The organism is Terrabacter sp. Root85 (assembly GCF_001429185.1).
GTDB lineage: Bacteria > Actinomycetota > Actinomycetes > Actinomycetales > Dermatophilaceae > Terrabacter.
Map to the genome: position 1 here is coordinate 84,802 of NZ_LMIW01000013.1, position 23,885 is coordinate 108,686.

25 protein-coding genes are annotated in these 23,885 nt (G+C 72.2%); 8 read left to right on the forward strand and 17 right to left on the reverse strand.

Annotation, left to right across the window (positions count from 1 at the left end; genetic code table 11):
• Window positions 1-15 precede the first annotated feature (15 nt).
• The gene (locus tag ASE25_RS19560) at window positions 16-978 is read left to right on the forward strand and encodes a lysylphosphatidylglycerol synthase domain-containing protein (RefSeq protein ID WP_056775746.1); all 963 of its coding nucleotides are present in this window, start codon (window positions 16-18) and stop codon (window positions 976-978) included.
• 33 nt (window positions 979-1,011) lie between these two features.
• Here ASE25_RS19560 and ASE25_RS19565 read toward each other — a convergent pair whose 3' ends face one another.
• Window positions 1,012-1,446, reverse strand: a complete 435-nt coding sequence (locus ASE25_RS19565) for a nitroreductase family deazaflavin-dependent oxidoreductase (RefSeq protein ID WP_056775748.1) — start codon at window positions 1,444-1,446, stop codon at window positions 1,012-1,014.
• A 77-nt stretch (window positions 1,447-1,523) separates the two neighbouring features.
• Window positions 1,524-2,267, reverse strand: a complete 744-nt coding sequence (locus ASE25_RS19570; RefSeq protein ID WP_056827092.1) for a DUF3105 domain-containing protein — start codon at window positions 2,265-2,267, stop codon at window positions 1,524-1,526.
• Window positions 2,268-2,391: 124 nt separating this feature from the next.
• On the opposite strand from ASE25_RS19570, the gene ASE25_RS19575 reads away from it, so the two are divergent.
• The gene (locus tag ASE25_RS19575; protein WP_056775751.1) at window positions 2,392-3,318 is read left to right on the forward strand and encodes a DNA-3-methyladenine glycosylase; all 927 of its coding nucleotides are present in this window, start codon (window positions 2,392-2,394) and stop codon (window positions 3,316-3,318) included.
• A 99-nt stretch (window positions 3,319-3,417) separates the two neighbouring features.
• Here ASE25_RS19575 and ASE25_RS19580 read toward each other — a convergent pair whose 3' ends face one another.
• Window positions 3,418-5,472, reverse strand: coding sequence for a PhoX family phosphatase (locus ASE25_RS19580; protein ID WP_056827093.1), 2,055 nt, complete (start codon window positions 5,470-5,472; stop codon window positions 3,418-3,420).
• Window positions 5,473-5,676: 204 nt separating this feature from the next.
• On the opposite strand from ASE25_RS19580, the gene ASE25_RS19585 reads away from it, so the two are divergent.
• On the forward strand, window positions 5,677-6,873 hold the full coding sequence (locus tag ASE25_RS19585) for a glycosyltransferase (RefSeq protein WP_157623511.1): 1,197 nt from the start codon (window positions 5,677-5,679) through the stop codon (window positions 6,871-6,873).
• Window positions 6,874-6,923: 50 nt separating this feature from the next.
• Here ASE25_RS19585 and ASE25_RS19590 read toward each other — a convergent pair whose 3' ends face one another.
• Together ASE25_RS19590 and ASE25_RS19595 are read right to left on the reverse strand one after the other, a co-directional pair.
• The gene (locus ASE25_RS19590) at window positions 6,924-7,874 is read right to left on the reverse strand and encodes an acyl-CoA thioesterase (protein WP_056827095.1); all 951 of its coding nucleotides are present in this window, start codon (window positions 7,872-7,874) and stop codon (window positions 6,924-6,926) included.
• Between the two features lie 28 nt (window positions 7,875-7,902).
• Window positions 7,903-12,189: an FtsK/SpoIIIE domain-containing protein gene (locus ASE25_RS19595; RefSeq protein ID WP_056827096.1), complete on the reverse strand. Its 4,287-nt coding sequence runs from the start codon at window positions 12,187-12,189 to the stop codon at window positions 7,903-7,905.
• A 252-nt stretch (window positions 12,190-12,441) separates the two neighbouring features.
• Here ASE25_RS19595 and ASE25_RS19600 point away from each other — a divergent pair, with 252 nt between their 5' ends.
• The 3 genes from ASE25_RS19600 to ASE25_RS19610 are packed head-to-tail and all read left to right on the forward strand — an operon-like array spanning window position 12,442 to window position 15,340.
• On the forward strand, window positions 12,442-13,680 hold the full coding sequence (locus tag ASE25_RS19600; RefSeq protein ID WP_056827097.1) for a CpaF family protein: 1,239 nt from the start codon (window positions 12,442-12,444) through the stop codon (window positions 13,678-13,680).
• On the forward strand, window positions 13,680-14,546 hold the full coding sequence (locus tag ASE25_RS19605) for a type II secretion system F family protein (RefSeq protein ID WP_056827225.1): 867 nt from the start codon (window positions 13,680-13,682) through the stop codon (window positions 14,544-14,546). Before ASE25_RS19600 ends, ASE25_RS19605 begins: the two co-directional genes overlap by 1 nt.
• On the forward strand, window positions 14,543-15,340 hold the full coding sequence (locus tag ASE25_RS19610; protein ID WP_235508762.1) for a type II secretion system F family protein: 798 nt from the start codon (window positions 14,543-14,545) through the stop codon (window positions 15,338-15,340). Before ASE25_RS19605 ends, ASE25_RS19610 begins: the two co-directional genes overlap by 4 nt.
• A gap of 10 nt (window positions 15,341-15,350) precedes the next feature.
• Here ASE25_RS19610 and ASE25_RS19615 read toward each other — a convergent pair whose 3' ends face one another.
• Window positions 15,351-16,097, reverse strand: coding sequence for a hypothetical protein (locus ASE25_RS19615; RefSeq protein WP_056827098.1), 747 nt, complete (start codon window positions 16,095-16,097; stop codon window positions 15,351-15,353).
• Window positions 16,098-16,372: 275 nt separating this feature from the next.
• On the opposite strand from ASE25_RS19615, the gene ASE25_RS23095 reads away from it, so the two are divergent.
• Both ASE25_RS23095 and ASE25_RS19625 read left to right on the forward strand, forming a co-directional pair.
• Complete coding sequence (locus ASE25_RS23095; protein WP_162260624.1) at window positions 16,373-16,774, forward strand: DUF4145 domain-containing protein; 402 nt, start codon at window positions 16,373-16,375, stop codon at window positions 16,772-16,774.
• A gap of 63 nt (window positions 16,775-16,837) precedes the next feature.
• Complete coding sequence (locus ASE25_RS19625; protein ID WP_157623513.1) at window positions 16,838-17,188, forward strand: hypothetical protein; 351 nt, start codon at window positions 16,838-16,840, stop codon at window positions 17,186-17,188.
• A 46-nt stretch (window positions 17,189-17,234) separates the two neighbouring features.
• Here ASE25_RS19625 and ASE25_RS19630 read toward each other — a convergent pair whose 3' ends face one another.
• The 11 genes from ASE25_RS19630 to ASE25_RS22945 form a co-directional block, all read right to left on the reverse strand.
• Window positions 17,235-17,489, reverse strand: a complete 255-nt coding sequence (locus ASE25_RS19630; RefSeq protein ID WP_056827101.1) for a hypothetical protein — start codon at window positions 17,487-17,489, stop codon at window positions 17,235-17,237.
• A 512-nt stretch (window positions 17,490-18,001) separates the two neighbouring features.
• Complete coding sequence (locus ASE25_RS19635; protein WP_157623515.1) at window positions 18,002-18,310, reverse strand: hypothetical protein; 309 nt, start codon at window positions 18,308-18,310, stop codon at window positions 18,002-18,004.
• On the reverse strand, window positions 18,310-18,720 hold the full coding sequence (locus ASE25_RS19640) for a hypothetical protein (RefSeq protein WP_056827103.1): 411 nt from the start codon (window positions 18,718-18,720) through the stop codon (window positions 18,310-18,312). Before ASE25_RS19640 ends, ASE25_RS19635 begins: the two co-directional genes overlap by 1 nt.
• Before the next feature lie 364 nt (window positions 18,721-19,084).
• A complete protein-coding gene (locus tag ASE25_RS19645; protein ID WP_056827104.1) occupies window positions 19,085-19,975 on the reverse strand; it encodes a hypothetical protein in 891 nt (296 codons plus the stop codon).
• Between the two features lie 27 nt (window positions 19,976-20,002).
• Entirely contained in the window at window positions 20,003-20,347 is a 345-nt protein-coding gene (locus tag ASE25_RS19650; RefSeq protein WP_056827105.1) for a hypothetical protein, read from the reverse strand.
• The gene (locus ASE25_RS19655) at window positions 20,344-20,667 is read right to left on the reverse strand and encodes a hypothetical protein (RefSeq protein ID WP_056827106.1); all 324 of its coding nucleotides are present in this window, start codon (window positions 20,665-20,667) and stop codon (window positions 20,344-20,346) included. Before ASE25_RS19655 ends, ASE25_RS19650 begins: the two co-directional genes overlap by 4 nt.
• A gap of 328 nt (window positions 20,668-20,995) precedes the next feature.
• Window positions 20,996-21,172 carry a hypothetical protein gene (locus tag ASE25_RS22940; protein WP_157623517.1) on the reverse strand — a complete coding sequence of 59 codons (177 nt, stop codon included), beginning with the start codon at window positions 21,170-21,172 and terminating at the stop codon, window positions 20,996-20,998.
• Between the two features lie 358 nt (window positions 21,173-21,530).
• Window positions 21,531-21,737 (reverse strand): hypothetical protein, encoded by a 207-nt coding sequence (locus ASE25_RS19660; protein ID WP_056827107.1) that lies wholly within the window; start codon window positions 21,735-21,737, stop codon window positions 21,531-21,533.
• A gap of 103 nt (window positions 21,738-21,840) precedes the next feature.
• Window positions 21,841-22,770 carry a hypothetical protein gene (locus tag ASE25_RS19665; RefSeq protein WP_056827108.1) on the reverse strand — a complete coding sequence of 310 codons (930 nt, stop codon included), beginning with the start codon at window positions 22,768-22,770 and terminating at the stop codon, window positions 21,841-21,843.
• A 389-nt stretch (window positions 22,771-23,159) separates the two neighbouring features.
• Window positions 23,160-23,345, reverse strand: coding sequence for a hypothetical protein (locus ASE25_RS19670; RefSeq protein ID WP_056827109.1), 186 nt, complete (start codon window positions 23,343-23,345; stop codon window positions 23,160-23,162).
• 338 nt (window positions 23,346-23,683) lie between these two features.
• Window positions 23,684-23,854, reverse strand: a complete 171-nt coding sequence (locus tag ASE25_RS22945; protein ID WP_157623519.1) for a hypothetical protein — start codon at window positions 23,852-23,854, stop codon at window positions 23,684-23,686.
• Between the last annotated feature and the right edge of the window lie 31 nt (window positions 23,855-23,885).

Consider the following 23,885-nt stretch of genomic DNA (forward strand, 5'->3'; position numbering starts at 1 on the left):
GATGATGGGTGCGACATGACCCGTAAGAAGATCCTCACCGTCCTGCGCGTGGCCATCGCGCTCATCACGCTCGCAGCCGTGGTCTACGCAGTCGTCCACAACTGGGCCGACGTGTCCGTCCACCTCGACAAGATCTCGTGGACGACGTTCCTGTGGTCGACGCTCGCGGCAGGCATCGGCACGTGGCTGACGATGATCGGCTGGAAGACGCTGCTGCGCGACCTCGGCTCCGACCTGCACCTCGCGCCCGCGTCCGGCGTCTACTTCGTCGGCCAGCTCGGCAAGTACCTCCCGGGCTCGCTGTGGTCGGTGCTCGTGCAGGCGGACATCGCGAGCCACCTCAAGGTGCCGCGTCGGCGCACCGCCGTGACCGGCCTGCTCGCGCTCGGGCTGGCCCTGCTCACGGGCCTGCTCGTCGGGCTCCCGGCGGCGTCGTTCCTGCTCACGAGCACCTCGTCGGGCTTCGACTGGTGGCTGCTCCTCGGCATCCCGATCCTCGTCGTGCTCTGCGTGCCCAAGCTGCTCAACGCGATCATCGACAAGATGCTGCGCACCATCAAGCGCGAGCCCCTCGAGCACGGCCTCTCGGCGGGTGCCGTGATGCGCGCGGTCGTCATCTTCGTCCTCGTGTGGGTCGCCTTCGGCGTGCACACCCTGCTGCTCGCCCGGGCGGTCGCCGGGGACGCCTCGCCGCACCCCGACCTCACGACGGCGGCGATGACGGGCTACGCCCTGTCGGTGTCGCTCGGCATGCTGACGATCGTCCTGCCGGCCGGACTGGGTGCGCGCGAGGGACTGCTCACCCTCATCCTGTCCACGGCCATGCCGACGCCGGCGGCGGCCGCCGTCGCGATCATGTCGCGCTTCATCGTCACGATCGTCGACGTCGTCGCAGCGCTCGGCGGGTGGCTCTACGCCCGCTCGCACCACCTCATCACCGAGCGGCACGCCGCCGCCGAGAGCGACGTCAGCGTCTGACCCGTCGCGGTCCGACCCGTCGCGCGCGGACGCTCAGCGGCGCTCGAGCACGAAGACGGGGATGAGGCGGTCCGTCCTCGTCTGGTACTCCGCGTAGGGCGGGTAGGCCGCGACGCACCGCTGCCACCACTGCTCGCGCTCCTCGCCCTCGAGCTCGCGGGCGTGCACGGGGAACGTCTCGGTGCCGGCCTGGAGGTCGATGTCGGGGTGGGCGAGGAGGTTGTGGTACCAGTTCGGGTGCGCCGGTGCCCCGCCCTGGCTCGCCACCGCGGCGAACGACCCGTCGTGCTCGACGCGCATGAGCGGCACCTTGCGGATCGCCGCGGTCTTCGCGCCGCGCATCGTCAGCATGACCACGGGCAGGCCCATGATGTCGACCGATTCGGTGGTGCCCGTGCTCTCGATCGTCTCGACCTGCTTGCGGACCCACTCGCTGGGGCTGGGGACGTACTCGCCGGTGATCGTCATGACGGCAGAGTAACCCGCTGCACACGCACCCAGCCCCCGGTGGGTCACCGGGGGCTGGGAGGCGAACGGGGGAGGGCTCAGGCGGCGCCGGGCTCCGGGGCAGAGCTCCACGGGTACTTCTTGACGAAGTCCTCGACGACCGTCGTGTTGAGTCCTCCGCACAGCTGACGGTGACCCATCTGGGCGCCGACCTTGCCGGTGGCCTGGTCGACGTCGGCGGCCCAGTGGGACAGGGCGTACTTCTTGCCCGCGGGGAAGGCGCCGTGGGCGGGGTCCCACGGGCTGATGAGGAACTTGTTGGCCGACTCCTTCATGGCGTTGACCTTGGTCGACAGGGCCTGGAACGCGGCTGCCTGCTCCTTCTCGACGGAGCGGTCGTACCAGAGGATCGTGTAGCCGTGCTCGAGGTTGTGCACCAGCGTCTCGATCTGCGGGGCGTCCGCGACGGTGTAGACGCGACGCCCGTCGACGGCCGGGACGGCGAAGTGCTTGCCGCTCGACGGCGGGACCGTGGAGTACGTGATCTTCGTGACGTCCGGCTGGTTGGTGCCCGGGCCGACGTGGTCGCTCGAGCCGCTCGCGGGGTCGTTGGTGATGGGGTCGCACGAGGCGGCGGCGACGTCGCCGCTGATGTTCTGGAGCGCCTCGTCCTTCTTGTTCTGCTCACCGATGATCGCCCAGGCGACGGCCGCGCCGATGATGGCGATGACGGCCACGCAGGCGCCGATCACGACGAAGAGGCGACGGCGCTCGGCCTTCTTCTGGGCGGCCTGCATCTCGGCGACGCGCTCGCGGCGGTCTCGGCTCGTCTCGCGGGCCATCGTTCCTCGTTCCTGTCGGTCTGTCGGCGGCGGCCGGTGGGGCCGGTGGGGCGGGGGTGTGAGTCGCTCGTCGACGGACGGGTCGTCCCGTGCGGCGACGGTGCCGAGTGTAGGCGAGGATGTTGTGGTGCCCGAAGCCCCGACCCGCCTGTGGCGCAGCGACCGCGAGATCGCGCTGCGTGCCCAGCTCGGCGTCTTCCGCCGGGGCTCGGGTGACCCGACCTCACGCTTCGGACGCGACGGCACGGTGACGCGGGCGGCGCAGACGCCCGACGGCGTCGGCACCCTCCACCTCGTGTGCCGTCCCGGGGACTCCGAGGTGCAGGCCCAGGCGTGGGGTCCGGGAGCGGCGTGGCTGCTCGACGCCGTGCCGGGTCTCCTCGGCGACGACGACGACCCCTCGGGCTTCGAGCCCCACCACGACCTCGTCGCCGAGGCGTGGCGGCGCTTCTCCCACTGGCGGGTGCCACGCTCGGGTCTCGTCTTCGACGCGCTCGCTCCGGCGGTCATCGAGCAGAAGGTGACCGGTCAGGAGGCGTTCTCGGGCTACCGCGTGCTCGTGCGTCGCTTCGGCGAGCCGGCCCCCGGACCCTTCCCGGGGCTCATGGCCCCGCCGACGGCAGCCGGGTGGGCGGCGGTCCCGTCATGGGCGTGGCTGCAGGCGTCCGTCGACGGCGCGCGCTCGCGCACCGTCGTGCGGGCGGCGGGGTATGCCGGCCGGCTCGAGCAGGGGGCGTCCGTGTCCGTCGCGGAGGCACACCGTCGCCTGCGGGCCCTGCCGGGCGTCGGGGTGTGGACCGCCGCCGAGGTGGCGCAGCGAGCGCTGGGCGACCCCGACTCCGTGTCCTTCGGCGACTACCACGTGGCCAAGGACATCGGGTGGGCTCTGACCGGGACCCCGGTGGACGACGACGGCCTCGCCGAGCTGCTCGAGCCCTACCGCGGGCACCGCTACCGCGTGCAGCACCTGCTCGGTCTCGCGGGGCACCACCGGCCGCGCCGCGGGCCGCGGATGGCGCCACGCACGCACCTGCCGACGCGCACCCGCTGAGCGAAGCCGGACGGCATACCAACTCGTGGTCACGACGTGTCACGCACGACGGCCCGGCACCCCTGACGGTGCCGGGCCTTCGTGCGTCGTGCCGCTCGGTCAGCGGCGGTAGGAGACGACCACGCTCGGGCGCGGGAAGCCGTCGGTGTGCGGCCAGGTGCTCGACGGCGTCTCGAAGGTCGCGCCGTCCGTCTCACCGGGGTGCTGCACGGCGACGAAGACCGAGCGCTGGTCCTCGGTGACAAGTGGGCCGCACGTCTCGGCGCCGAACGGCACGGTGAGGAACTGCTCGACGCGTCCGCGGTCGGGTCCGGAGACCGGCACCCGGAAGAGGCCGTCGTTGGAGCCGAGGACGTTGCCGTCGGTCGAGATCCAGAGGTTGCCGACGGCGTCGAAGGCGACGTTGTCGGGGCAGCTGATCGGGCTCACCTTGGCCTTGTCGTAGCCCGCGAAGTACGTCTCCGGCGCTGCGGGGTCTCCGCAGACGAGGAAGAGGTCCCACGTGAACGTCATTGCGGTGTGGTCGTTCCCGAGCTCGGTGAGCTCGAGGACGTAGCCGTTGCGGTTGCCCGACTTGCTCGTGAGCGGTGCGTCCAGGCTTGCGCGGACCATGCTCGAGGCAAGCGGGTTGGTCTCGTCGGTCGGGTACTTCACCCCGCGGTCCGAGTTGTTCGTCAGGGCGGCGTAGATCTTGCCGTTGACGGGGTTGGGCTCGACGTCCTCGGGACGGTCCATCTTCGTCGGGCCGACGGTGTCGGCGGCGAGCCGGGTGTTGACGAGCACCTCGGCGACGCTCATGCCGGGGACGTGGGACCGGGTGTCCGAGGTGAGGGCGATCCACGTGCCCGCGCCGTCGAACTCGCCGTCGCCCGTGCCGTCGCCGACGAACTTCGCGACGTAGAGGGTGCCCTTGGTCAGGAGGGTCTTGTTGTGCGTGCGGGCGGCGCGCGAGTCGCCCTTGCGGAAGCGTTCTGCCGAGACGAACTTGTAGAGGTAGTCGCCGCGCTCGTCGTCACCCATGTAGGCGACGGCGTGGCCGGAGTCGGAGATCGTGACGTTGGCGCCCTCGTGCTTGAAGCGGCCGAGCATCGTCTGCTTGACCGGCGTCGAGTCGGGCTCGAAGGGGTCGACCTCGACGACCCAGCCGAAGCGGTAGGCCTCGTGCGGGTGCTTGGTGAGGTCGAAGCGCTCGTCGACGGTCGACCAGCCGCGGTTCGTCACGGCTGCGGTGGCGAGGCCGTAGCGCTTGAACGACGTGGCGTTCGCCGGGTCGACGGCGCCGCTCGCGTCGAAGTAGCCGTTGAAGTTCTCCTCGCCGGACAGGACGGTGCCCCACGGCGTCGTGCCGCCGGCGCAGTTGCCGAAGGTGCCGTTGACGCGGGTCCCCGTCGGGTCGGCTGCGGTGCGGAGCAAGCTGTGGCCGGCGGCCGGGCCGTGGAAGGCGAACTCGGTGTGCACGGTGATGCGGCGGTTGTGGTGGGCGCGCCGGTGGTCGGCGCGGATCCAGGATCCTTGGGCGCGTCCGCGCTCGATCGTGACGACGGACATGCCGTGGGCGGCCATCGCGATCTTCTTGATCATGGCGTCGTCGTACTCGCCCGTCGGGAACATGAGGTTCTCGTCGGTGTACTCGTGGTTCGTGACGAGCAGGGCGCGTCGGCCGTCGAGCGGCAGCACGCCGACGTAGTCGTTGTTGTAGCCGAACTGCTTGGCCTGGGCCTCCGGCGTCTGGGCGTGCGCGTCGAAGCGGGGCGCGCCGGCCTCGACCGGGTCGCCCCAGCGGATGACGACGTTGTGGGTGAACTCGGGGGCGTTCGTCACGGCGTCGGCCCGGTTGGGCGCGACGGGCGTGAAGGCGGCGCGGCCGACGTCCGCGGTGGTGCGGCTTCGGCCGGCTGCGGCGCTGGCGCCGGCGGCCGCGGCGGGGGTGGCGGTCGCGAGGCCGCCGACGACGAGTGCGCCGGCGCCGATGGCGCCGCCCTTGAGGACGGACCGGCGGGCGAGAGCGCCCTCGACGAGGTCGCGCATCGCGGGGTTGGCGCTCTCGTTGGGGACCGGGGCGTCGCAGGCGTCGTTGCAGCGGTAGTGGCACGTCATGCGGCTGCGCGAGCCGTGACGTGGCGTGGCGATGAGGGGGAGAAGCTTGGGGGTCACGCGGGTGCTCCTTCGGCGAGTGAGTCCGCCGCGCCCCTCTGGTCGGCGCGGCTGGGAACCGTCTGTGACGTTAGGAGCGCCGGGGGAGCGGGTGGGTGCTCCTTCGGTGGCCATCGGGTGAACTCCGCGTGTCCCCTTCGTCAGCGGGTGTATGCCGTCCGACACCACTCGTCGCGCGCCGCCGCGGGTGGGACTCTGGTCGACATGCGGATGCTCTTCGCGACGACGGCGGGAACGGGGCACTTCGGCCCCATGGTCCCGGTGGCCCGGGCGTGCGTCGAGGCAGGGCACGAGGTGCGGGTCGCGGCCCCGGAGTCCTTCGCGAACCACGTGGCGCGGGCCGGACTCGAGCACGTGCCGTTCGACGACGTACCGCAGGAGGTCATGGGCCCGGTCTTCGCGCGGCTGCCGTCGATGACCCCGGAGGAGGCCAACGCGACGGTGGTCCGGGACGTCTTCGGTCGGCTCGACGCGCAGGCGGCCTGGCCGCGGGTGCAGGAGCTCGTCGACGCGTGGGCGCCGGACGTCGTCCTGCGCGAGCCGTGCGAGTTCGGGTCGCTCGCCGCCGCGGTGCGGTCCGGTGTGCCGCACGTCGAGATGGCGATCGGGCTCGGGAGCCTCCAGCAGTGGGCCGGGCAGGCGCTCGTCGATCCGCTCGGCGAGCTCGACTGCGTCACCGGCCTCGACGACGGGTCGTGCGCCGCGGCGATGTCGTCGGCGCCCGTCCTGTCACAGGTCCCACCGAGTCTCGACGTTCTGGACCACGGTCCGGGCACGAGCGACGCTGCGGTTCAAGACGTCCCGAGGGTCACCCGCTATCGCGACGGTGCGGCGCGCTCCGGCTCGGGGAAGGTCCCGTCCGGATGGGGCGATCCCGACCTCCCTCTCGTCTACGTGACGTTCGGGTCGGTGACGGCGGGCTTCGACGCGCTGAGCTCGGTCTTCCGGCTCTCGCTCGACGCGCTCGCCGACCTGCCCGTGCGGGTGTTCCTCACGACCGGGCACGCGGGCGATCCCGAGACCCTGCGGCCGTGGCCGCACAACGCTCACGTCGAGCGGTGGTGGCCGCAGGACGACGTCATGCCTGTCGCGTCGGCGGTGGTCGGTCACGGCGGGTTCGGCACGATGATGTCCGCGCTGATCGCCGGAGTGCCGCAGGTGCTCGTGCCGCTCTTCGCCTTCGACCAGGAGGTCAACGCCCGGCGCATCGAGGAGGTCGGGGCGGGACTTCGCCTCGGAGGTCGCCACGAGGCGATGCCCGAGCTGGCCGGCGCCCTCACCCGGGTCCTCGGCGACACCGCCATCCGTTCCAGGGCGGCCGCGCTGGCCGAAGAGATCGCGGCGCTCCCGGACGCGTCCGCGATCGTCGGCACGGTCGAGGCCATCGCCGTCGGTGGCTGACTGGGCCAGACGTGGTCCGGCTGTGGCCCGGCCGTCAGCGAGCGGCGTGGTCAGGGGATGTGGCGCTCGGTGTCGACCTCGTTGCGCATCTCGACGAGGGCCTGCGCGTGGTCGCGCAGCGCCACGTCCTCCTCGCTGACCGGCACCCAGGGCCGCGCGGCGAGGGCCGTGCCGCCGACGTCGAGCGGCACGAAGACGATGAGCGAGTGGGTCGTCAGGTCGAGGTCGCCGGTCGAGGGGTCACCGGAGCGGACGTGGACGCTGATGTGCATGCTCGACGTGCCGGTGAGGAGCAGTCGCGCCTCCACCTCCACGAGGTGGCCGATCCGGAGCGGACGGTAGAAGCGGACCCCGCCGGCGTAGACGGCGACGTTGGACGCCGAGCCGGTCCACTGCGTGGCGAGCACGTGCGCGGCCTCGTCGATCCAGCGCATGACGATGCCGCCGTGCACCTTGCCGCCCCAGTTGACGTCGGTCGGGGCGGCCAGGAAGCGCAGCACGACGCGGGGCGCGGTGCCGGCGTCGCTGTAGGTCTGGGCGGCCATGGCGGCGGCGATCTCGTTGCGCAGACCGATCCGGGTGACCGCGCTCTCCTGCCACTCGCGGTCGTGCTCGTCCTCCGGGACGAGCTGGGCGACCGGGGTCGGCCGGCCGTGCTCGTCGACGGCGACGAAGACCATGATGCAGTCGGTGGTCGGGCGCAGGTCGCCGTCCTTGGGGTTTCCGGCCGAGACGGTGACGAGGATGTGCATGCTCGTCGTTCCGGTGTGGATGATGCGAGCGGTGGCCTCGACGAGGTCGCCGACCTCGACCGGCCGGGTGAAGCGCACGTTGCCGACGTATGCCGTGACGCTGTACGTCCCGCTCCACCCCGCGGCCGCGGCGTAGCCGGCCTTGTCGATCCACTCGAGCACACGTCCGCCCCCGACCGTGCCGGAGTAGCCCGCGTCCGTGGGTGCGGCGAGGAAGCGCAGGGTGATCTCTCGGGCGCCGCGCGGCATGGGTCCTCCTGGGGGCCTGGGGTGTGCGTCACGAGAGTGGCAGAGCGGGGGCCGTCGTGGGCGGTGAGTCCGACGTCCGGTGCGCCGGGGGGTCGAGCAGGGCCACCTGGACCGGTGTCGAGCGGCCGTCGACGACGAGGTGGCCGCGACCGGCGCGGCGCGTGCTGTCGATCTCGAGACGGACACCCAGCACGTCGCCGTCGCCCGGGGCCGTCGCACCGAGCAGGATCCCGATCCCGTCGCGCGACACCTCGGGGAGGAGTCCGCGGAAGGCGCCGTTCGCGCGGGTCAGCTCCGCTGCGACCACGACGACGCCCTCCGTGTCGTCGACGAGGCGAGCAGCCTCGACGAGCGGCGCCTCGACCCGGCTGCCGTCCACGAGCTCGGCGTCGTCGACGAGCAGGCACAGATCTGGATCGTCACGTCGCCTGCCGATGAGCTCCGTGGCGTCGTGCGGTGTCAGGGTCGGGCACTCGCGGCCGGCCGCCCACAGGGACAGGACGGACCGGCGGGGACTGACGACGCAGGCGCTTCGTCCCAGCCTGAGCAGCTGCTCGCCGATGGTCACCAAGGTGGTCGAGCGCCCGGACCTGTTCTGTCCCGCGACGACGACGCGACGGTGACCGGCCCCGAGCGGCAGGGCGAGGGGTGCGGCGTCGTCACCGCCGACACCGACCCACAAGCCGTCCCGGACCGGTGGCAGGTCCTCCAGCCGCGCCTGCTGCGGCAGCGCCGAGATGCGCCAGGGGACGCAGCCGCCTCGGTCCCGGGAGCCGGCACGGTGGACGTCCACGGCCCGGGCCACGGCCTCCGCGACCTCGCCGGGTGAGGTCGCGGCCAGCTGCACCTCGTGGCCGGTGCGGAGGTCGATCGCCCGTCCGGGCGTCCTCGCCGTGGTGGCGAGCTCCGGGGAGACTCCGGCCAGGGTGAGGTCGAGCGGGTCGGGCAGGTGGAGGGCCAACCGCTGGTCGAGCAGGCCCGGCAGCCTGCCGGAGAGGATGGCCCGGCCACCCGTGACGGCGAACCTCACCCCCGCCCGGGGGCCGTCTCGGAGCAGGCGGTGCAGCTCGTCGACGGCGGCGCCGTGGTCGAGGCTCGACAGGGCCTCTTCGAGCGACTCCCAGCCGTCGACGAGCACGACGGTGCGGGCGGCCGCGGGCTCGTCGCCGTCGACCAGTCGGAGGAGGCGGGCGACGAGGCGTCGGGTGCGTGTCGGGTCTGCGCTGTCGGTCACGGTCCCGACGTGCGGGAGCGACGCGAGTGCGGCGCACGGCCCGGCGACGCCCTGGAGCACGTGCACGTGCAGGTCGTCGGGTGAGGTGCTCCCGGCAAGGCCGAGGGTGAGGGTGACGAGCGCGGTGGAGCGACCCGAGCGTGGCCCACCGGCGATGCCGAGGTGGCCGCGGTCGCCTGCGCGCCACCAGAGGGTGTCCCGTCGCTGTTCGTCGGGCACGTCCACGAGACCCATCGGCACGTCGAGCGTCGTCGACCCCGACGATGTCGCCGCATCTACCATCAGGTCGGCCGGGGTCAGCTCGGTCGGCAGCGGCGGCAGCCAGGGAGAGGGCTGGGAGGGGATGCCGGCGCGACGAGCGGCGTCGCGTGCTGCGTCGACGACGGCGAGGAGCTCGCTGGGGCGGGGCTCCTCGTCCGAGACGTCCTCGGGAGGGGCGATCGGGGCCAGCAGGTCGCGCGGGACGACGCGGGTGCGATCCGCCGAATCGGGCCCCTCGGCCAGCGCGCCGCCGAGGTAGGCGGTCTGCACCATGGTCAGGCTCCGGTCGCCGGAGCGCAGGCAGGCTCGTCCGGGCGCTCGCGGGTCGAGCGACGCGGCGTCTGCGGCGTCGACGACGTCCTCGCTGTCGGCGCGGTCACGGACCCGGAGCGCGATGCGCAGGGCGATGTTGGCCCGCATGTCGGCGGAGACGATGCCTGCCGGGCGCTGGGTCGCCAGCACGAGATGGAGACCGAGCGACCGACCGAGGGCCGCGACGCGCACGAGGCCCGCGATGAAGTCCGGGAACTCGTCGGCGAGGGCCTTGAACTCGTCCACGACGATGATGAGGCGGGACAGCGGAGGGAGCTCACGGCATACGCCAGCGGAGCGCCGGTAGTGGTCGAGGTCGCGCGCGGACACCCGCGCGAGCAGCCGCTCACGGCGCTTCATCTCGGCATCGAGCGAGGTGAGCGCCCGCGCCGTCAGGTGTGCGTCGAGGTCCGTGACGAGGCCGACCGTGTGCGGCAGCCGCGCGCAGTCGCCGAAGGCCGAGCCACCCTTGTAGTCCACGAGGAGCAGGCCGAGCTCGTCCGGGCGGTTGCTCACGGCGAGGCCGGTCACGAGGGTCTGGAGCAGCTCCGACTTGCCCGACCCTGTGGTCCCGCCGACGAGCACGTGCGGTCCGTCCGTCGCCAGGTCGACCATGAGGTCGCCGTCGGTCGACCGCCCGAGGAGGGCGACCGGACGACCGGTGCTGCGTGCCCACGACAGCGCCAGGCCGTCGCCGGTCGTGGGGTCGACGCCCGCGCCCCGGTGCAGCTCGACGAACGACACGTCACGGGGTAGCGCTGCCGATCCTGACTCCGGTGTGGCGTCGACGTACGGCGCCAAGGCCCGGCTGACGCCTTCGAGCCAGCCGACCGACGGCAGGTCCGGGACCACCCCTGTGAGGGTGTGCCCCTCCGCACGAACCGTGGCCGCCGGTGCGGCGGCGTCCAGCTCCACCGTGGCGCGCGTCTCGGCCGGAAGCGCGGAGACGTCCGTGTCCACGCAGACGGCGACGATCCCGGCCGTGGGTCCGTCGCGCAGCAGGTCGGCGACCCCCGGACGGGACCGCAGCCCGCTGGCTCCGTCGAGGAGCACGACGACGTCGGGAGCAGGACGTCGTGAACCTGTCCAGCGACCGTCGTCCGCCCCACGTCGGCTGTCGACGAGCTCGCGGAGGGCCGAGACATGGCGTGCCACGTCTGCCGCGCGGCCGGTGACGCGCGCCGGCGAGCCGTCGTCGTCCCGGACGTGGGGGAGGTGTGCGGCCCACTCCCAGTCGAGCGCGTGCTCATGGGTGTCGGCGAGGACATGGACCTGGACGGTGCGGGGCGTGTGCCACGTCGCCACCTGCAGGAGCAGGCCGCCGACGAGCGAGAGCGTGTGGGCCCGGGGGCCCGCGACCCCGACTACACCCGAGGTCGCGACATCCAGCAGGGCGGGGAGCCCGTTCACGTGGGGTACGCCGTCGGGTGCCGGACCGGACACGTCGACCCGGGTCGGCTGGGTCGCGGTCCCGAGGCGGAGCACCAGGTGGTCGTCGTCCGAGGGCCGTCGCTCCCACAGCCGGGTCCCGCGCCGACGGGCGACGGCCTCGAGGTGGCCGAGGTCGGGATGGTCCGCGCGCAGGCCGGCCGCGTCGGCCGCGACGGCCTCTGCGAGGGCGCTGCGGGCCTGGGCCAGCAGCGCGGCGTGCTCACGGACCTGCCGGCGATACGACACCCGACCAGCGCGTCGGTCGCTCCACCACTGTCCGATGAGGAGGACCGGCGACATGAGGGCGAAGAGGAGGAGGGCGGGGGAGGAGAGCGCGGCGGCGAGCACGGCCGACAGCGCCACCGGAGCCAGCGAGGCAAGGAGCGGCACACGCTGGCGGTCCGGGCGCGACGGGACCTCGGGAAAGGTGACGGCCGGAGGGACGCCCGCGTCGCGGAAGCGCGGCTGGCGGTGGATCCGGACCTCGCCGTCCACGACATCGTGGTGGCCGCCGCGGACGTCCACGCCGCCCAGGACGAGCGTCGTCGACCCCACGGTCAGCAGCTGACCGGGCTCGAGGCGCGCGCCGTCGCTCGGCAGCAACGTCCCCTCGATGGATGACCCGTTGGTCGGGTGGTGGTCGACGACGCTGACGTGGTGAGGCGTCACGGTCACGACCGCGTGGGCGCGGGAGACGCCCGGGTCGTCGAGGCGTACGTCCGCGGACGCGGCTCGCCCGATGACGTGCTCGCCCCGGCCGAGGGACACGACCCGCCCCGCGCCGACGCCACCGGCGAGCCGCAGCTGCACGGCGCCTCGACCCGTCGCGACCGCGATGGGAGCACCCGGCCGGGTGATGGTCAGCAGGGCACCCCGCAGGAGGGGCGGTGCCCCGACGAGGGCGTCGTCGGTGACGAGCCGACCGTCGGTGCGGAAGCCGCAGCCCGGGACGCCGGCGACGTCGGTGAGCTCGGGACGGATCTCGCCGAAGCATGTGCCCGCCGGGGCCTCGATCGTCACGTGTCGCGGACGTGCGCCCAGCCCACGGGTGTCGACGACGGTCATGGTCAGGCGCACCGGATCCTCCTTCTCGTGTGCCCCCATGAGACAGCCCGCGAGCCGGTCGCCCGGGGTCGCGTGCACAGGTGTGGACGATGGCGGCGACGAGATCCCGGGGCCCGTTACGGTGCCCGGCGCTCGCACCACCCACGGCGACCCTGTGGAAGAAGATCACGCGTTTGGACGCATTTGACCTAGCTTGGACGCGCCAGATCGCGACAGTCCGGGCAGGATGTCGGGCGTAGCAACTCACAGGGTTCAGGGGAACGCATGTCCACACAGGAAGCGGTGCGCCACGTCGAGGGCGAGGTCCGTGAGCTGATCCGTCGCTCGGGTCTCGATCCCGCACATGACTCCAAGGCCGTACGCCGTCTCGTCCAGGACGCCGTGCAGGACTACGACGAGCGCTCCCTGCACGGGGGTCTGCCGACGCTCGGAGACCAGCGACTCGCCGTTCACTCGATCCTCGCCGTCGTCGCCGGCTACGGTTCGCTCCAGCAGTACTTCGACGACGCCGCCGTCGAGGAGATCTGGATCAACGAGCCCTCGCGCGTCTTCGTGGCCCGCGGCGGGATCGCCGAGCTGACCCCCACGATCCTGACGGCCGACGACGTGCGCGACCTCGTCGAGAGGATGCTCAAGAGCAGCGGCCGGCGCGTCGACCTCAGCAGTCCCTTCGTCGACGCGACGCTCGCCGACGGCTCGCGGCTCCACGTCGTCATCCCCGACATCAGCAGGGCGCACTGGCAGGTCAACATCCGCAAGTTCGTCGTCAAGGCCGACCACCTCGACGACCTCGTCCGGCTCGGCACGATGCCCCGACAGGCGGCGACGTTCCTCGAGGCCGCCGTCGCGAGCGGTCTCAACGTGCTCGTGGCCGGCGGCACCCAGGCGGGCAAGACGACGCTGCTCAACTGCCTCGCCGCCGCGATCCCGCCCCGCGAGCGCATCGTGACCTGCGAGGAGGTCTTCGAGCTGAAGATCCCGCAGCGCGACGTGGCCGCCATGCAGTGCCGCCAACCCAGCCTCGAGGGCACGGGCGAGGTCCCGCTGCGCCGCCTCGTCAAGGAGGCGCTGCGGATGCGGCCGTCGCGCATCATCGTCGGCGAGGTGCGGCAGGAGGAGAGCCTCGACCTGCTCATCGCCCTGAACAGCGGCGTACCGGGCATGTGCACCGTGCACGCCAACAGCGCCCGCGAGGCCGTCACGAAGATGTGCACGCTGCCTCTGCTCGCCGGGGAGAACGTCTCGAGCCGCTTCGTCGTTCCGACGGTGGCGGCGGCGGTCGACGTCGTCGTCCACGTCGCCCTCGAGCGCGACGGCGTCCGACGGGTCCGAGAGATCGTTGCCGTTCCCGGACGGGCCGAGGGGGACGTCATCGAGATCGCCGACCTCTTCGTCACGCGCGAGGGTGCCCTGCGACGGGCCGACGGGTTCCCGCCGCACCGGGAGGCCTTCGAGCGGGCGGGTTACGACGTGGCGGCCCTTCTCGGTCAGGCGGACTCGTGATCTCGCCGCTGGCGATCGGCCTGTTGCTCGGCGTCGGCGTCTTCTTCGTCTACTGGTCGTCCTGGCCCCAGGAGCCCGCCCGCGAGAAGGTCGACAGGGGCGGCTTCATGGTCGAGCTGCGTGACCACCTCACCCAGGCCGGGTACTCGTCGGTCACGCCCGGCAACGTCGTCGCCGGGTCGGTGGTGCTCTTCGTCGTGGCCTTCGTCCTGGTCCTCGCCCTGACGCGCGTCGTCCCGATCTCGTTGTGCTTCAGCCTCATGGCCGGCGCGATCCCGCTCTCGCTCGTGCGAATGCGAGCGCGCAAGCGCCGCAACAAGCTTCGCGACCTGTGGCCCGACGTCGTCGACAACATCACGTCGGGCGTGCGGGCGGGCCTGGCGCTCCCCGAGGCACTGTCGCAGCTCGCCGTCCGCGGTCCGGCCGAGCTGCGTCCGGCCTTCGCCGCGTTCGCGGAGGACTACCGGACGACAGGGCGTTTCCACGACTGTCTCGACCGGCTCAAGGACCGGCTCAGCGACCCGGTCGGAGACCGCATCGTCGAGTCGCTCCGGATCGCCCGCGAGGTGGGTGGCAGCGACCTCGGGAAGCTGCTCCGCACCCTGTCGTCGTTCCTGCGCGAGGATGCCCGCACCCGCTCCGAGCTCGAGACCCGGCAGAGCTGGACGGTCAACGCAGCCCGTCTCGCTGCCGGCGCCCCGTGGGTCGTCCTCGGGCTGCTCGCCCTCAACGGCAGCTCGCTCGCGGCCTACGCGTCGCCAACGGGCTGGGCCGTCCTCGCGGTCGGGGCTGCGCTGTGCGTCGTGGCCTACCGGGCCATGGTGTGGATCGGGCGACTCCCCGAGGAAGAGCGGGTCCTCCGGTGAACGGGCTGGCGGGTCGACTCGGAGAGCTCGTCGCCGACGGGTGGTCGTGGGTCGGCGCGAGCGCGGGCGTGTGCCTCGTCGCGGGCGTCGCTCTCGTCGTCGCCGGACTGCCGGCGAGCCGCCGCCCGACCCTCGACGACCGCCTGGAGCCCTACCTGCGCGACACGCCCCGCCCGTCGAGTTTGCTCGCCCGGCCGGCCCCGTCGCGTGGTCCGTTCGGCTTGGGTGAGCTGCTCGCGCCCTACGTGGCCAGGTTGGGGTCCGGGGTGGGCGCGCTCGTCGGCGGCGCCCCGTCCGTGGCGCGTCGACAGCTCCGCGCGGGGCAGCCCGCGGACGTCGAACGGTTTCGCGCCGAGCAGGTCATGGCCGGGGCAGTCGGGGGACTGGGTGGTCTCGCCTTCACTGCCGTCGTCGCCGTCGCGCAGCGACGCTTTCCGGTGCCGGTCCTCGTGTCGATGGTGATCGTCGGGGTGCTCGGCGGGATCGCCGGCCGCGACTACCTCCTCAGCCGTGCCGCGAGCCGGCGCGAGGCCCGCATGCTCACCGAGTTCCCCACCGTCGCAGAGCTGCTCGCCCTTGCCGTCAGCGCGGGAGAGGGTGCCGTCGGCGCGCTCGAACGCGTCTGCCGCCTGTCCCGCGGAGAGCTCTCCGACGAGCTGCGTCGGTGCCTGGCCGACGCTCGGGCGGGGGCCAACCTGCCCACGGCACTCCAGGGTCTCGCCGACCGCACCGGGTTGATGAGCCTGACCCGTTTCGTCGACGGCATCGTCGTCGCCGTCGAGCGCGTGCAATGAGCACCTCGTCTTAGCCAGCGCGTGGCTCTCCCAGAATCATTTCGCTGCGCGCTTGCATCCCGGGGTGAATCGCACGCGACAGTGTCAGCCCTCGAATCGCAGTGCCCACGCGCTCGGCCGCCGCGATGAAGGAGAGCGCAGCGGATAGCGATACGTCCGCGCCACCGTGAGTCACGTCGTTGCGGAGCCCGACGAGGTTCCTGACGACTGGGTTGAACTCGTCAGTCAAACCCTTGTGGCTCAATGCCTCGACGCTCGCGAGGGCCGAACGCCGCTCGCGTGGCGGCACTCCCGCCTGGGCGGCTCCATCCGAGGCGATCTGTTCGAGGTAACGAAAGGCTGTCAGGACGGCGGCGTTGGGATCGACAATGGCGACCTTCCGTGCCAGTTCGAATTCTCGCTCGTTGTTCGTCATCCAACGGATGGCGCGCTCTACCACGGGATTCCCAAGGTCCTCAGCCCTCAGTGAGGGCTCCTTGGCGCCGTTCACCTCTGCCCCTGCCTCGCTGGCGGAAGGCTCCCCGTCCGACCCGGAGATGGGCTGCAAGGTCTGATCCTCGGCTGCGGCGTCAGCGCTGGCCTCCACCTCGCGAGCGGCCTTGTCGAAGAAGGTGCCTCCGCCGATGGGCGTGTTCACGTCCTTCAACTGGCCGATCTTCTCTGACACCTGTCTGCGGAAGGCGATGAGCGCTCCGACCGCGACTAAGGGCCACGCCAGGGCTTGCAGATATTGCAGCACGAGTTCGGCAACGTCCATGGCATGAAGGCTATGCGAGGCTAGGCTCCCGCGGCATGAGTGAAGCAGGGAACTATGTTGCTCCGAGTAGGGGTCTCGAAGCCTTCAATTGCCCGAACTGTGGCGCGTACGCGCATCAGCGCTGGGCAAATCTTGGGCACGACAGCGTGGCAGGCTTCCAATCCTTCGAGCAGTGGAGCACGGCACGATGCATGGCTTGCAGCAGGAGGTCGGTGTGGTCGGCCTTAAGGCTGGTCGATCCTCCGGCGCGGATCGGGCCCAGACCCCACAGCGACATGCCCGACGAGGTCGTCAACCTATACAACGAGGCGCGCGAGGTGGCGGGGCTCTCACCGCGCAGCGCCGCGGCGCTGCTTCGCCTTGCGCTGGAAACGCTGGTGAACAGTCTTGTCGAGTCGAGTCAGAGCCTCCATCAGAAGATCGGCGTGCTTGTCTCCCGAGGCTTGGAGACGCAGGTGCAGCAGGCGATGGACATCGTGCGCGTGGGCGGCAACAACGGGGTTCATCCGGGGCAGATCGAACTCGCCGAGGGCGGGGAACTGCTAGAGGCGATGTTCGAGCTCTTGAATCTGATCGTCGAACAGGTGATTGCCCGACCGAAGCGGCTCGCCTCCCTATATGAGGCGCTCCCTGCGGGCGCGCGGGAGGCCATCAGCCGACGCGACGGCGCAGGGTGAGAACGACGGGTGGGAGGGAAGTAGATGCGACACGAAGTCCCGTTGACGCGGATCACTTGGGAGGTGTTGAGCAGCTTCGCCGAGGCGACGCGGGGAGACCCGCGAACCGACTCGCTCACTCGGTCAGCACTGCGTCAGGTCGAGGCCGGGGAGAAGGTCCACGTCCCGGCCGACAACGACTTCGCGGTCTTCGTGAAACTCGACACGGGCGAGGCGCTCACCCTGAAGGCCGTCGCCTCCACCTTGCTTACCGACTGGATGGCGACGTTGCCCGAAGACCGCGCGCTGTGGACCGAGCAGGATCGCGTGAGCGCGCAGTGCCTGGAGATGGACATGGCCGAGATGGTCGTGCACGCGACCGGCGTCCAGGCAGAGCCGAAGACGAAGCGAGGATGGTTCCGCAGGCGGACCTAGGCAGAATGGCGAAAGGCCCCCACCTCGCGAGGTGGGGGCCTTCGTGTCAGCCGTCGCGGCCTCGGAGTCGTTCTGCCATCTCGATCAGTGGGGCCTCGGCTTCCGTGACTGCGGTCAGCAAGTCCGCCTCCGTGGAGAAGAACCCGCCGCCGCCACCCCCGAATCGGATGTGCCCGACTGCCCAGCCGTCCTCATCCGGGACGAAGGTGATTCCGATGCCGTGGGCGTGCCCGATGGTGAGGAGGCGACCGACGACCTCCAGTGCCTCAGGTTCGATGACTTGTGCTGTCGTGTTCGTCATGTGTGCGATCTTCGCAGCCGCCCCCGTCAGGGGCGGGGGCGCGTCGCCGATGTCGTCGCCGGAACGCCGAGACGCGCCGCCAGTGCAGGCCCGACGTACGGCGAGCGCGGGCGCGTCCGGCGCTCCTCGTCAGCGAGGACGCGCGCGCGGAGGGCAGCCGCGGCGGCGGCGTGCTCGGCGCCCCTCCCGGAGGAGGCGTAGAACGAGCGCCACGCCTTCCCCGGCGGCGCCGGACGAGGCGGCTCCGCGCGCCACACGGCGAATGGATCGGACGGTTGCGAGTAGCGGTCAGGGTTCCACGTGTAGATGACGAGCCTCCTCGGACAGGGGCGGACAGGCGGACAGGTCAGGCGAGGCGGGTGTCGCGTGGCAGCGACACGAGGACAGACCACGAGACATCGCCACAAGGGAGCGACGGGCCAGCGCCGAGAGCGACAGCAGTTGAGACAGGCGCCGTGTCGAGCCCGACGAGGTGCGTGACGAGGAGCGTGTCCGGGGCGACAGGCTCGGCGTCAGTCGTCGTCATCCGGCACGGTCACGAGGTCGTCAGGGTGGACAGCTACGACGGCGCCGAGGTCGTCCAATCTCCGCGGGACGGACAGCGCCCACGAGAACGCGCGCGGCGAGGTGACGACGGGCTCGCCTGCCTCCAGCGCGGCGAGGCGCTCGTGCGGGAGACAGTGCTCCTCGGCGTCAGGGTCGAGCGGCGGGAGGTCGCAGACACAGAATCCCGCCATCTTGCGGGCGTTCGCGAGGAGGACGGCGTACGCGCCCGGGACGAGGACGCCGACGCGACGCCGGGATGAGGAGCGGCGTCCCATCAGCGCCCCCAACGCGCAGCGGCAGCCTTGCGCGCCGCGGTCGAGGTCGTCGCCGAGCCGATGCCAGAGCGGCCCGTCGCGAGGTTGACCACGGCGCCCTCCTCGTCGGGCTCGGAGAGGTCGAGGCGCCGGAGGGTGAGGGCCAGGAGCGCTCGCGTCTGGCGTAGTTCCGGGATCAGCGGGTTGACGATGGTGCCGCCGTGAGAGCCGCGCGCCGTCAGGGGCGCCGCGGCGAGCGCGGCCTCCAGTCGGTCGATGTGGTCGGCGAGGCGGGCAGCGTCCTCCAGCCATCGGAGGTCTCGCGCGTCAGGCTCCACGCCGAGGGCGTCGAAGTCCGCGAGGATGCCGCGCCAGAGGCGCTCTCCCGGCGTGCAGAGCGCCTCCGGGAGGTCGTGGTCGTGTTCGGTCATGAGGGCCCCTTTCAGGGTCAGGACAGGCCCCTCGGGAGGTTCCCGGGGAGCCCCTTCGAGAGTTCGGGGGACTTCGTTCGCTGGACTTGCTGCTATAGGAACCGCGCCCAGAGGAGGGCGGGGGAGGGGGTGCCTCCCCCACGGGGTTGAGAGCGGTGCGACGAGCGCCGCGAGCAGCACGCGACGTGCGTGTGAGAGTCGAAGCTCTCAGTGCGGCGAGCGCGTAGCAGGGCAGCGACGACGAGCGCGACGAGCAGCGCCAGAGCCAGCCAGGGCGAGGCCAGGACGCGACGAGGGCCCGGCCCGTCGCCGGTCAGGCGAGCAGGGTCGAGCCCTCGTCGTCAGCGCGTCATGCGCTCAGTCGTCAGGCGTTCGCGGCCTTGCGCGTCGAGCGCTTCGCCGGAGCAGGAGCAGGAGCCTCCTCCTCGGGCGCCTCCAGCATCGGCAGGGAGCCGAACGCGGGCAGCGTGTCGCGGATGTCGTGGGCGTGCAGGGCGTAGACGTACCGTGCCGCCTCGGTCACCCGTGCCACCTTTCCGCGGACCCGGGCGAGCGTCCGCTCGGCCTCCGCCAGTTCCTCGGCGAGCGCGGCCTCGCCAGCCTCCGCGGTCGCCGTGACGGCGCCGGACTGGACGAGCGCGCCCGCCGCCATCGACAGGTCGAGGACAGCCTCGCGCAGCGGGCCCGCGAACGTGCGAGCGCGGACACGAGCCGCCGCCATGCGAGCGCGGATGCCAGCCTCCTCCACGGCGTGCTCGGCGGCGATGCGCTTCACGGTGTCGTCGGACAGGTCGCCGGTCGCGAGCATCTCCTCGGAGAACCGAGCGTCGAGCGAACGGATGCCCGCGAGGTCGTCCTCCGCCAGCCGGTAGTCCCGGACAGCGGCGAGCCACGAGTCCGAGAGGCGCGTGTGCTCGGCGGCGAGGAGGCGGAGGTCGGCGTCCTCCGGGACGAGGCCCTCGTCCATGAGGCGTGGGAGGTCCGGGATGGCGCCCGCCGTCGGCTGGTCGAGCGGGTCGGCGAAGACGCTCGGGACGCCGGAGTGGGCGCCGGGAATGGGCACCGGGCGGTGCTCGTCCCTCAGCGCCTCCATGCGAGCGACGGCGGAAGCGATGGCGGCGGAGTGGTCGAGCGCCGGAGCGGGCTCGGCAGCGGGCGCCTCGGTGCCGCGAGCGGTCGCCGTCACGAGGCGCGCGTGCTCCACGATGTCCTCGGTCGAGGCGTTGTCGGGCAGGGTCGGGGTCGAGTGAGACATGAGTGTGTGGTCCTTCGGGGTGAGAGGTCAGGCGGAGAGGGCGGAGCGGGCGGACATGCGGGCCGCGTGGCGAGCGGCGTTGCGCCGGAGGTCCGACGGGGAGCGGCGTTTGCCGTGCGTGTTCTTCGGGCGGACGGGCGCGTTCGTCATCGCCCACGACGACGCGGGCAGCCCGAGCAGGGCGCGCGCCTCCATGAGGTCGAAGAGGCTCGCCGCGGCGTTGTGCTCGGCGAGCGACACGGCGAAGATGCGCGACGCGCGCTCGCCAGCCACGCCGGAGTCCAGAGACGGGGCGATGTCCTCCCGGGCCAGATCGCCGGAGTAGACGAGCGACAGGAGCGGGTTCGCGAGGTCAGCCGTCAGGGCGCTCACTTCGTGCCCGCCGCCAGTCGAGCGCGGCGAGCAGCCATGCGGGCGGCGAAGGCATCGGCGTCACGAGCGGCAGCGGGCTCCACGGTCAGCGCCTCCAGTTCGCCGGAGCGCTTCTGCCGGATGAGCGAGCGCAGGATGCCAGCGTGTGACTCCGTGGGGTCGTCGGACAGGTCCAGGCGAATGGACCGGGGCTCGCCGCCGCGAGGCGTCGCCGTCACGAGGACGGGCCCGCGCGGGATGTCGTCGGGGAGCACGGTCACGGGCGCGGCGTGCGAGGGCGCGTCGCTGGACGAGCGCCGGGAAAGGATGGTCAGGGACATGCGGGAATCTCCTTGTGTAGGAGCGGGATGCGGAAGCCGTCCGCGGCGGTGTGGTCAGGAGGGTGGCGCGTTTACATGCGCGCCGAGCGTCGAGCTGCTTCGTCGGTGCGGCACTCGCGGCAGTAGGTGGCGAAGCCGTCACGGCGCGAGGCGTCGAGGCCGAACGCGCCCGTCGTCTTCACGGTGCGGCAGCCGGGGCAGCGCTTCGGCGTCCCAGCAAGCCACGCGCGACGCCGAGCGAGGGCAGCGCCCAGCAGGAGGGCGGCGTCGTCGGAGTCATGCCGAGCAGCCAGCGAAGAGGCCAGCCGCAGAGCCAGAGGCGCGGCGCTCACGGGCGTGCGCTCGGCGCTGGGAAGGGCACGAGGTCGAGGCCAGCGAATCGGCCGGCCTCGTCCACGAGGCGCACGACGCGGAGGCCCGGGGAGGTCGAGCCGTAGGAGGCAGTCGGGGCCGCGAGAGCGACGACGGGGGGAGCAGGGGCAGGGGGCAGGGCGGCGAGAGCCACGGGGTCGTCCTTCGGTAGGGGTGATGGCCCAGCCCCGCCCCGTCGCGAAGGACGAGGGCGAGGGGCGGGACCGGGGAGCCCGCGGGGATCAGTCGCGGGGGTCGAGAGGGGCGCCGCAGGAGAGTCCAGGCGGCACCGAGCAGGGCGGGCGGCGAGGCCCGCGGGTCACGCGAGGGCGCCGGAGCGGGGCGCGAGGGGGCGTGTGTCAGAAACGCGTCACGAACGTGTGCCAACGAGCACTAGACGTTCTTCCTCCTAGAGAGAGAGCGCCTAGGTAGGTAAAGGAGAGATGCACGTTGGCGCGTCATCGTGACGCGTTTTTGACACAGAGCCCGCCCATCCCGGCGCCGCTCCGGCGTCAGGCAGAGCGCCGACGCCGCGCCGGGAGGCTCGTCACGTTCGGCGAACGTTCCGCCGCGCGCGAGCGGGCCTTCGCGGCCTCCTCGCGCTGGAGCATCACGGGCCGAATCTCGGCCCACATGAGCGCCGCCACGCGGTCGAGCACGTCGGAGAGCATCTCCTCGGGCACGTCGGCGAGGGTCAGGGTCACGGGCAGGTCAGCCATGTTCGGGTGTTCCTCTCTCAGGGTGTTTCAGGTCAGGGCGCCGAGGCCCCGGCGCCGCCCCGTCGAAGGGCAGCGCCGGAGGCTCGGCGGTCGAAGCTCTCGCCTACGCGGCGCGTCGAAGTGGCATCTCCGGCGCCGCCTCGGCGGCATGACGAGCCAGGGCGTCCGCGAGCGTGTCGAGGCCCAGCGCGCGCCGACGCGCGTCGGTCGTGACGTACACGGAGCCCCGTCCGCCGCTTGCGCGGCGTCGAGGTCCGATCACGTCATCCGCGACCCGGTAGAAGCCGGTCGCGCCGCCCACGCGGGGAAGGCAGTCGAGCCCCGCCTCCTCGTCGCCGCCGCCGTCGAGCCAGTCCTCCGGGTCGTCCTCGGCGTACTCGTGCCACTCGCCGAGGACAGGGCACGCGGCGTACGTGTCGTACAGGGCGCGCGTGCCGATCACGGCGGGCGGCTCCTCGTCGTCGGCGAGCCAGAAGCGCAGCCAAGCGCGAGCGGTCTCGCCCTCGCGGTGCTTCAGGCTCGCGCGGCTCCGGCGCTTGCGTTCGTCCTCGGGCAGCGGCTCGCGACGCCCACGTGCCACCTTCGGCGGCTCGTACTTCGTCGCTGCGGTCTTCGCATGGCCCACGACGGCGCGTAAGTAGTCGAGCGCGTCGCGCTCACGCACCCGCGCGCCGAGGGCCCAGAGGGCGGCGTACGTCTCGGAGTCGCTCGGCGTCGGCGTCGGGAGCGCGCGCAGGCGAGCGAGGAGGACACCCGCCAGCGCGTCGGGTGCGACGCGGAGAGGCGTCTCCTCGCCGGTCTGGAGGAGCAGTGCTCCGCCCTGTCGGCGGAGGCGATTCCCGGCGTCGCGCAGGGTTGGCGCGAGCCAGCGAGAGGCCAGCACGCGCGGGCCCGGGAGGTCGAGCGTCTGCGGGTGCTCGTCGCCGTCGAAGGCGTACACCTTGCGCGAGGTCGAGCGGTCTCCGGCGTGTGTGGCGCCGGGTGCGTGGAGCGGTGTTCGCTGGAGGCGTCGGCCCCAGTCGGTCTCAGTCATCAGGGAATCCGTTCGTTGTCAGGGTGAGGCGCCGCTGGCGGGCGGCGTTGTGTCATGGGCGGGCTCGGCGGCGTAGGTGTGTGGCGACGCCGCCCCTCCGTCGAGGAGCGGCGCCGCGCACGGCCCGCCAGAGCCTCATCCCGCCGCGGAGATCCGCGGAGGCGTGAGGTGCCCGCCCGCCGCCCGGGCTCGGACCTCGGCGCATGGCAAACCGAGGGAGCCGCACGAGACGACGGGCGGGCGGTCCTCCTCGGGCGACACCTTCACGAGCACCGAGGAGGAGCAGAGGCCCAGGAACGCGCCACGCGGCGCCCTCCCGGGCGGAGAGGAGGCGCCCAGCCCAGGGCAGGGCGGGGGCGGAATCGCTTGTCAGACAGGCGCGTACGGCATCAGAGGCCGCGGAGCGTGTCCACGATGTCGAGCGCCTCGCGGGCCTCGGCCAGCGCGATAGCGGCGTCGATGCGGCGGTTCCGCTCTCGGCGGTTCCACGAGGCGCGGCAGCGGTCCGAGCAGAACCGAGCATCGGAACGCGCGTCGGCGTCAAGGAAGTGACTCGGGTCGTTCTGGCAGCGCATGGGCGTTGCACCTCCTCTCGGAGCCGGTCGTTCGGATATCTGCGAAATGAGAAGCGCCCGCGGCGAAGACGCCGGGGGCGCACGGCACAGGGGGGGTCAAGAAAGGAATCCGCCAGCACCGTGTCAGGTGCTCACGGCCAGATCGTTGGCTACATGAGTAGAGGGCCAGTCGTGAGGTCTGTGCTCACGCGCCGCACGGGTGGTGCGTGGTTGCCACAAGAGGAATGGGCCGACGCAGTGCCGTCTGCTCATCGTTCGGGCGGCGTTTACACGAAGCTCCGACGCGGGGACGCCAGAGGCCCCCACCCGTGGAAGGGCGAGGGCCTCGGTAGTTGTCGCTAGCGCGTGTGGTCGCCGGGCAAGGCGGAGCGTGTCTCCTCGCCGCAGTCCGGCGACTCGCAGCGGGTCTCCCAGACAGTCACGACGCCCGTCTCTCGATGATCGAGCGTGCGAGTCATGACCGCGGGACCGAGGCACTTGGCGCAGAGGACGCGCTCCTGCTTGCTCATGCGCTCAGGCTAGGCGGGGCGACTCGGCAGC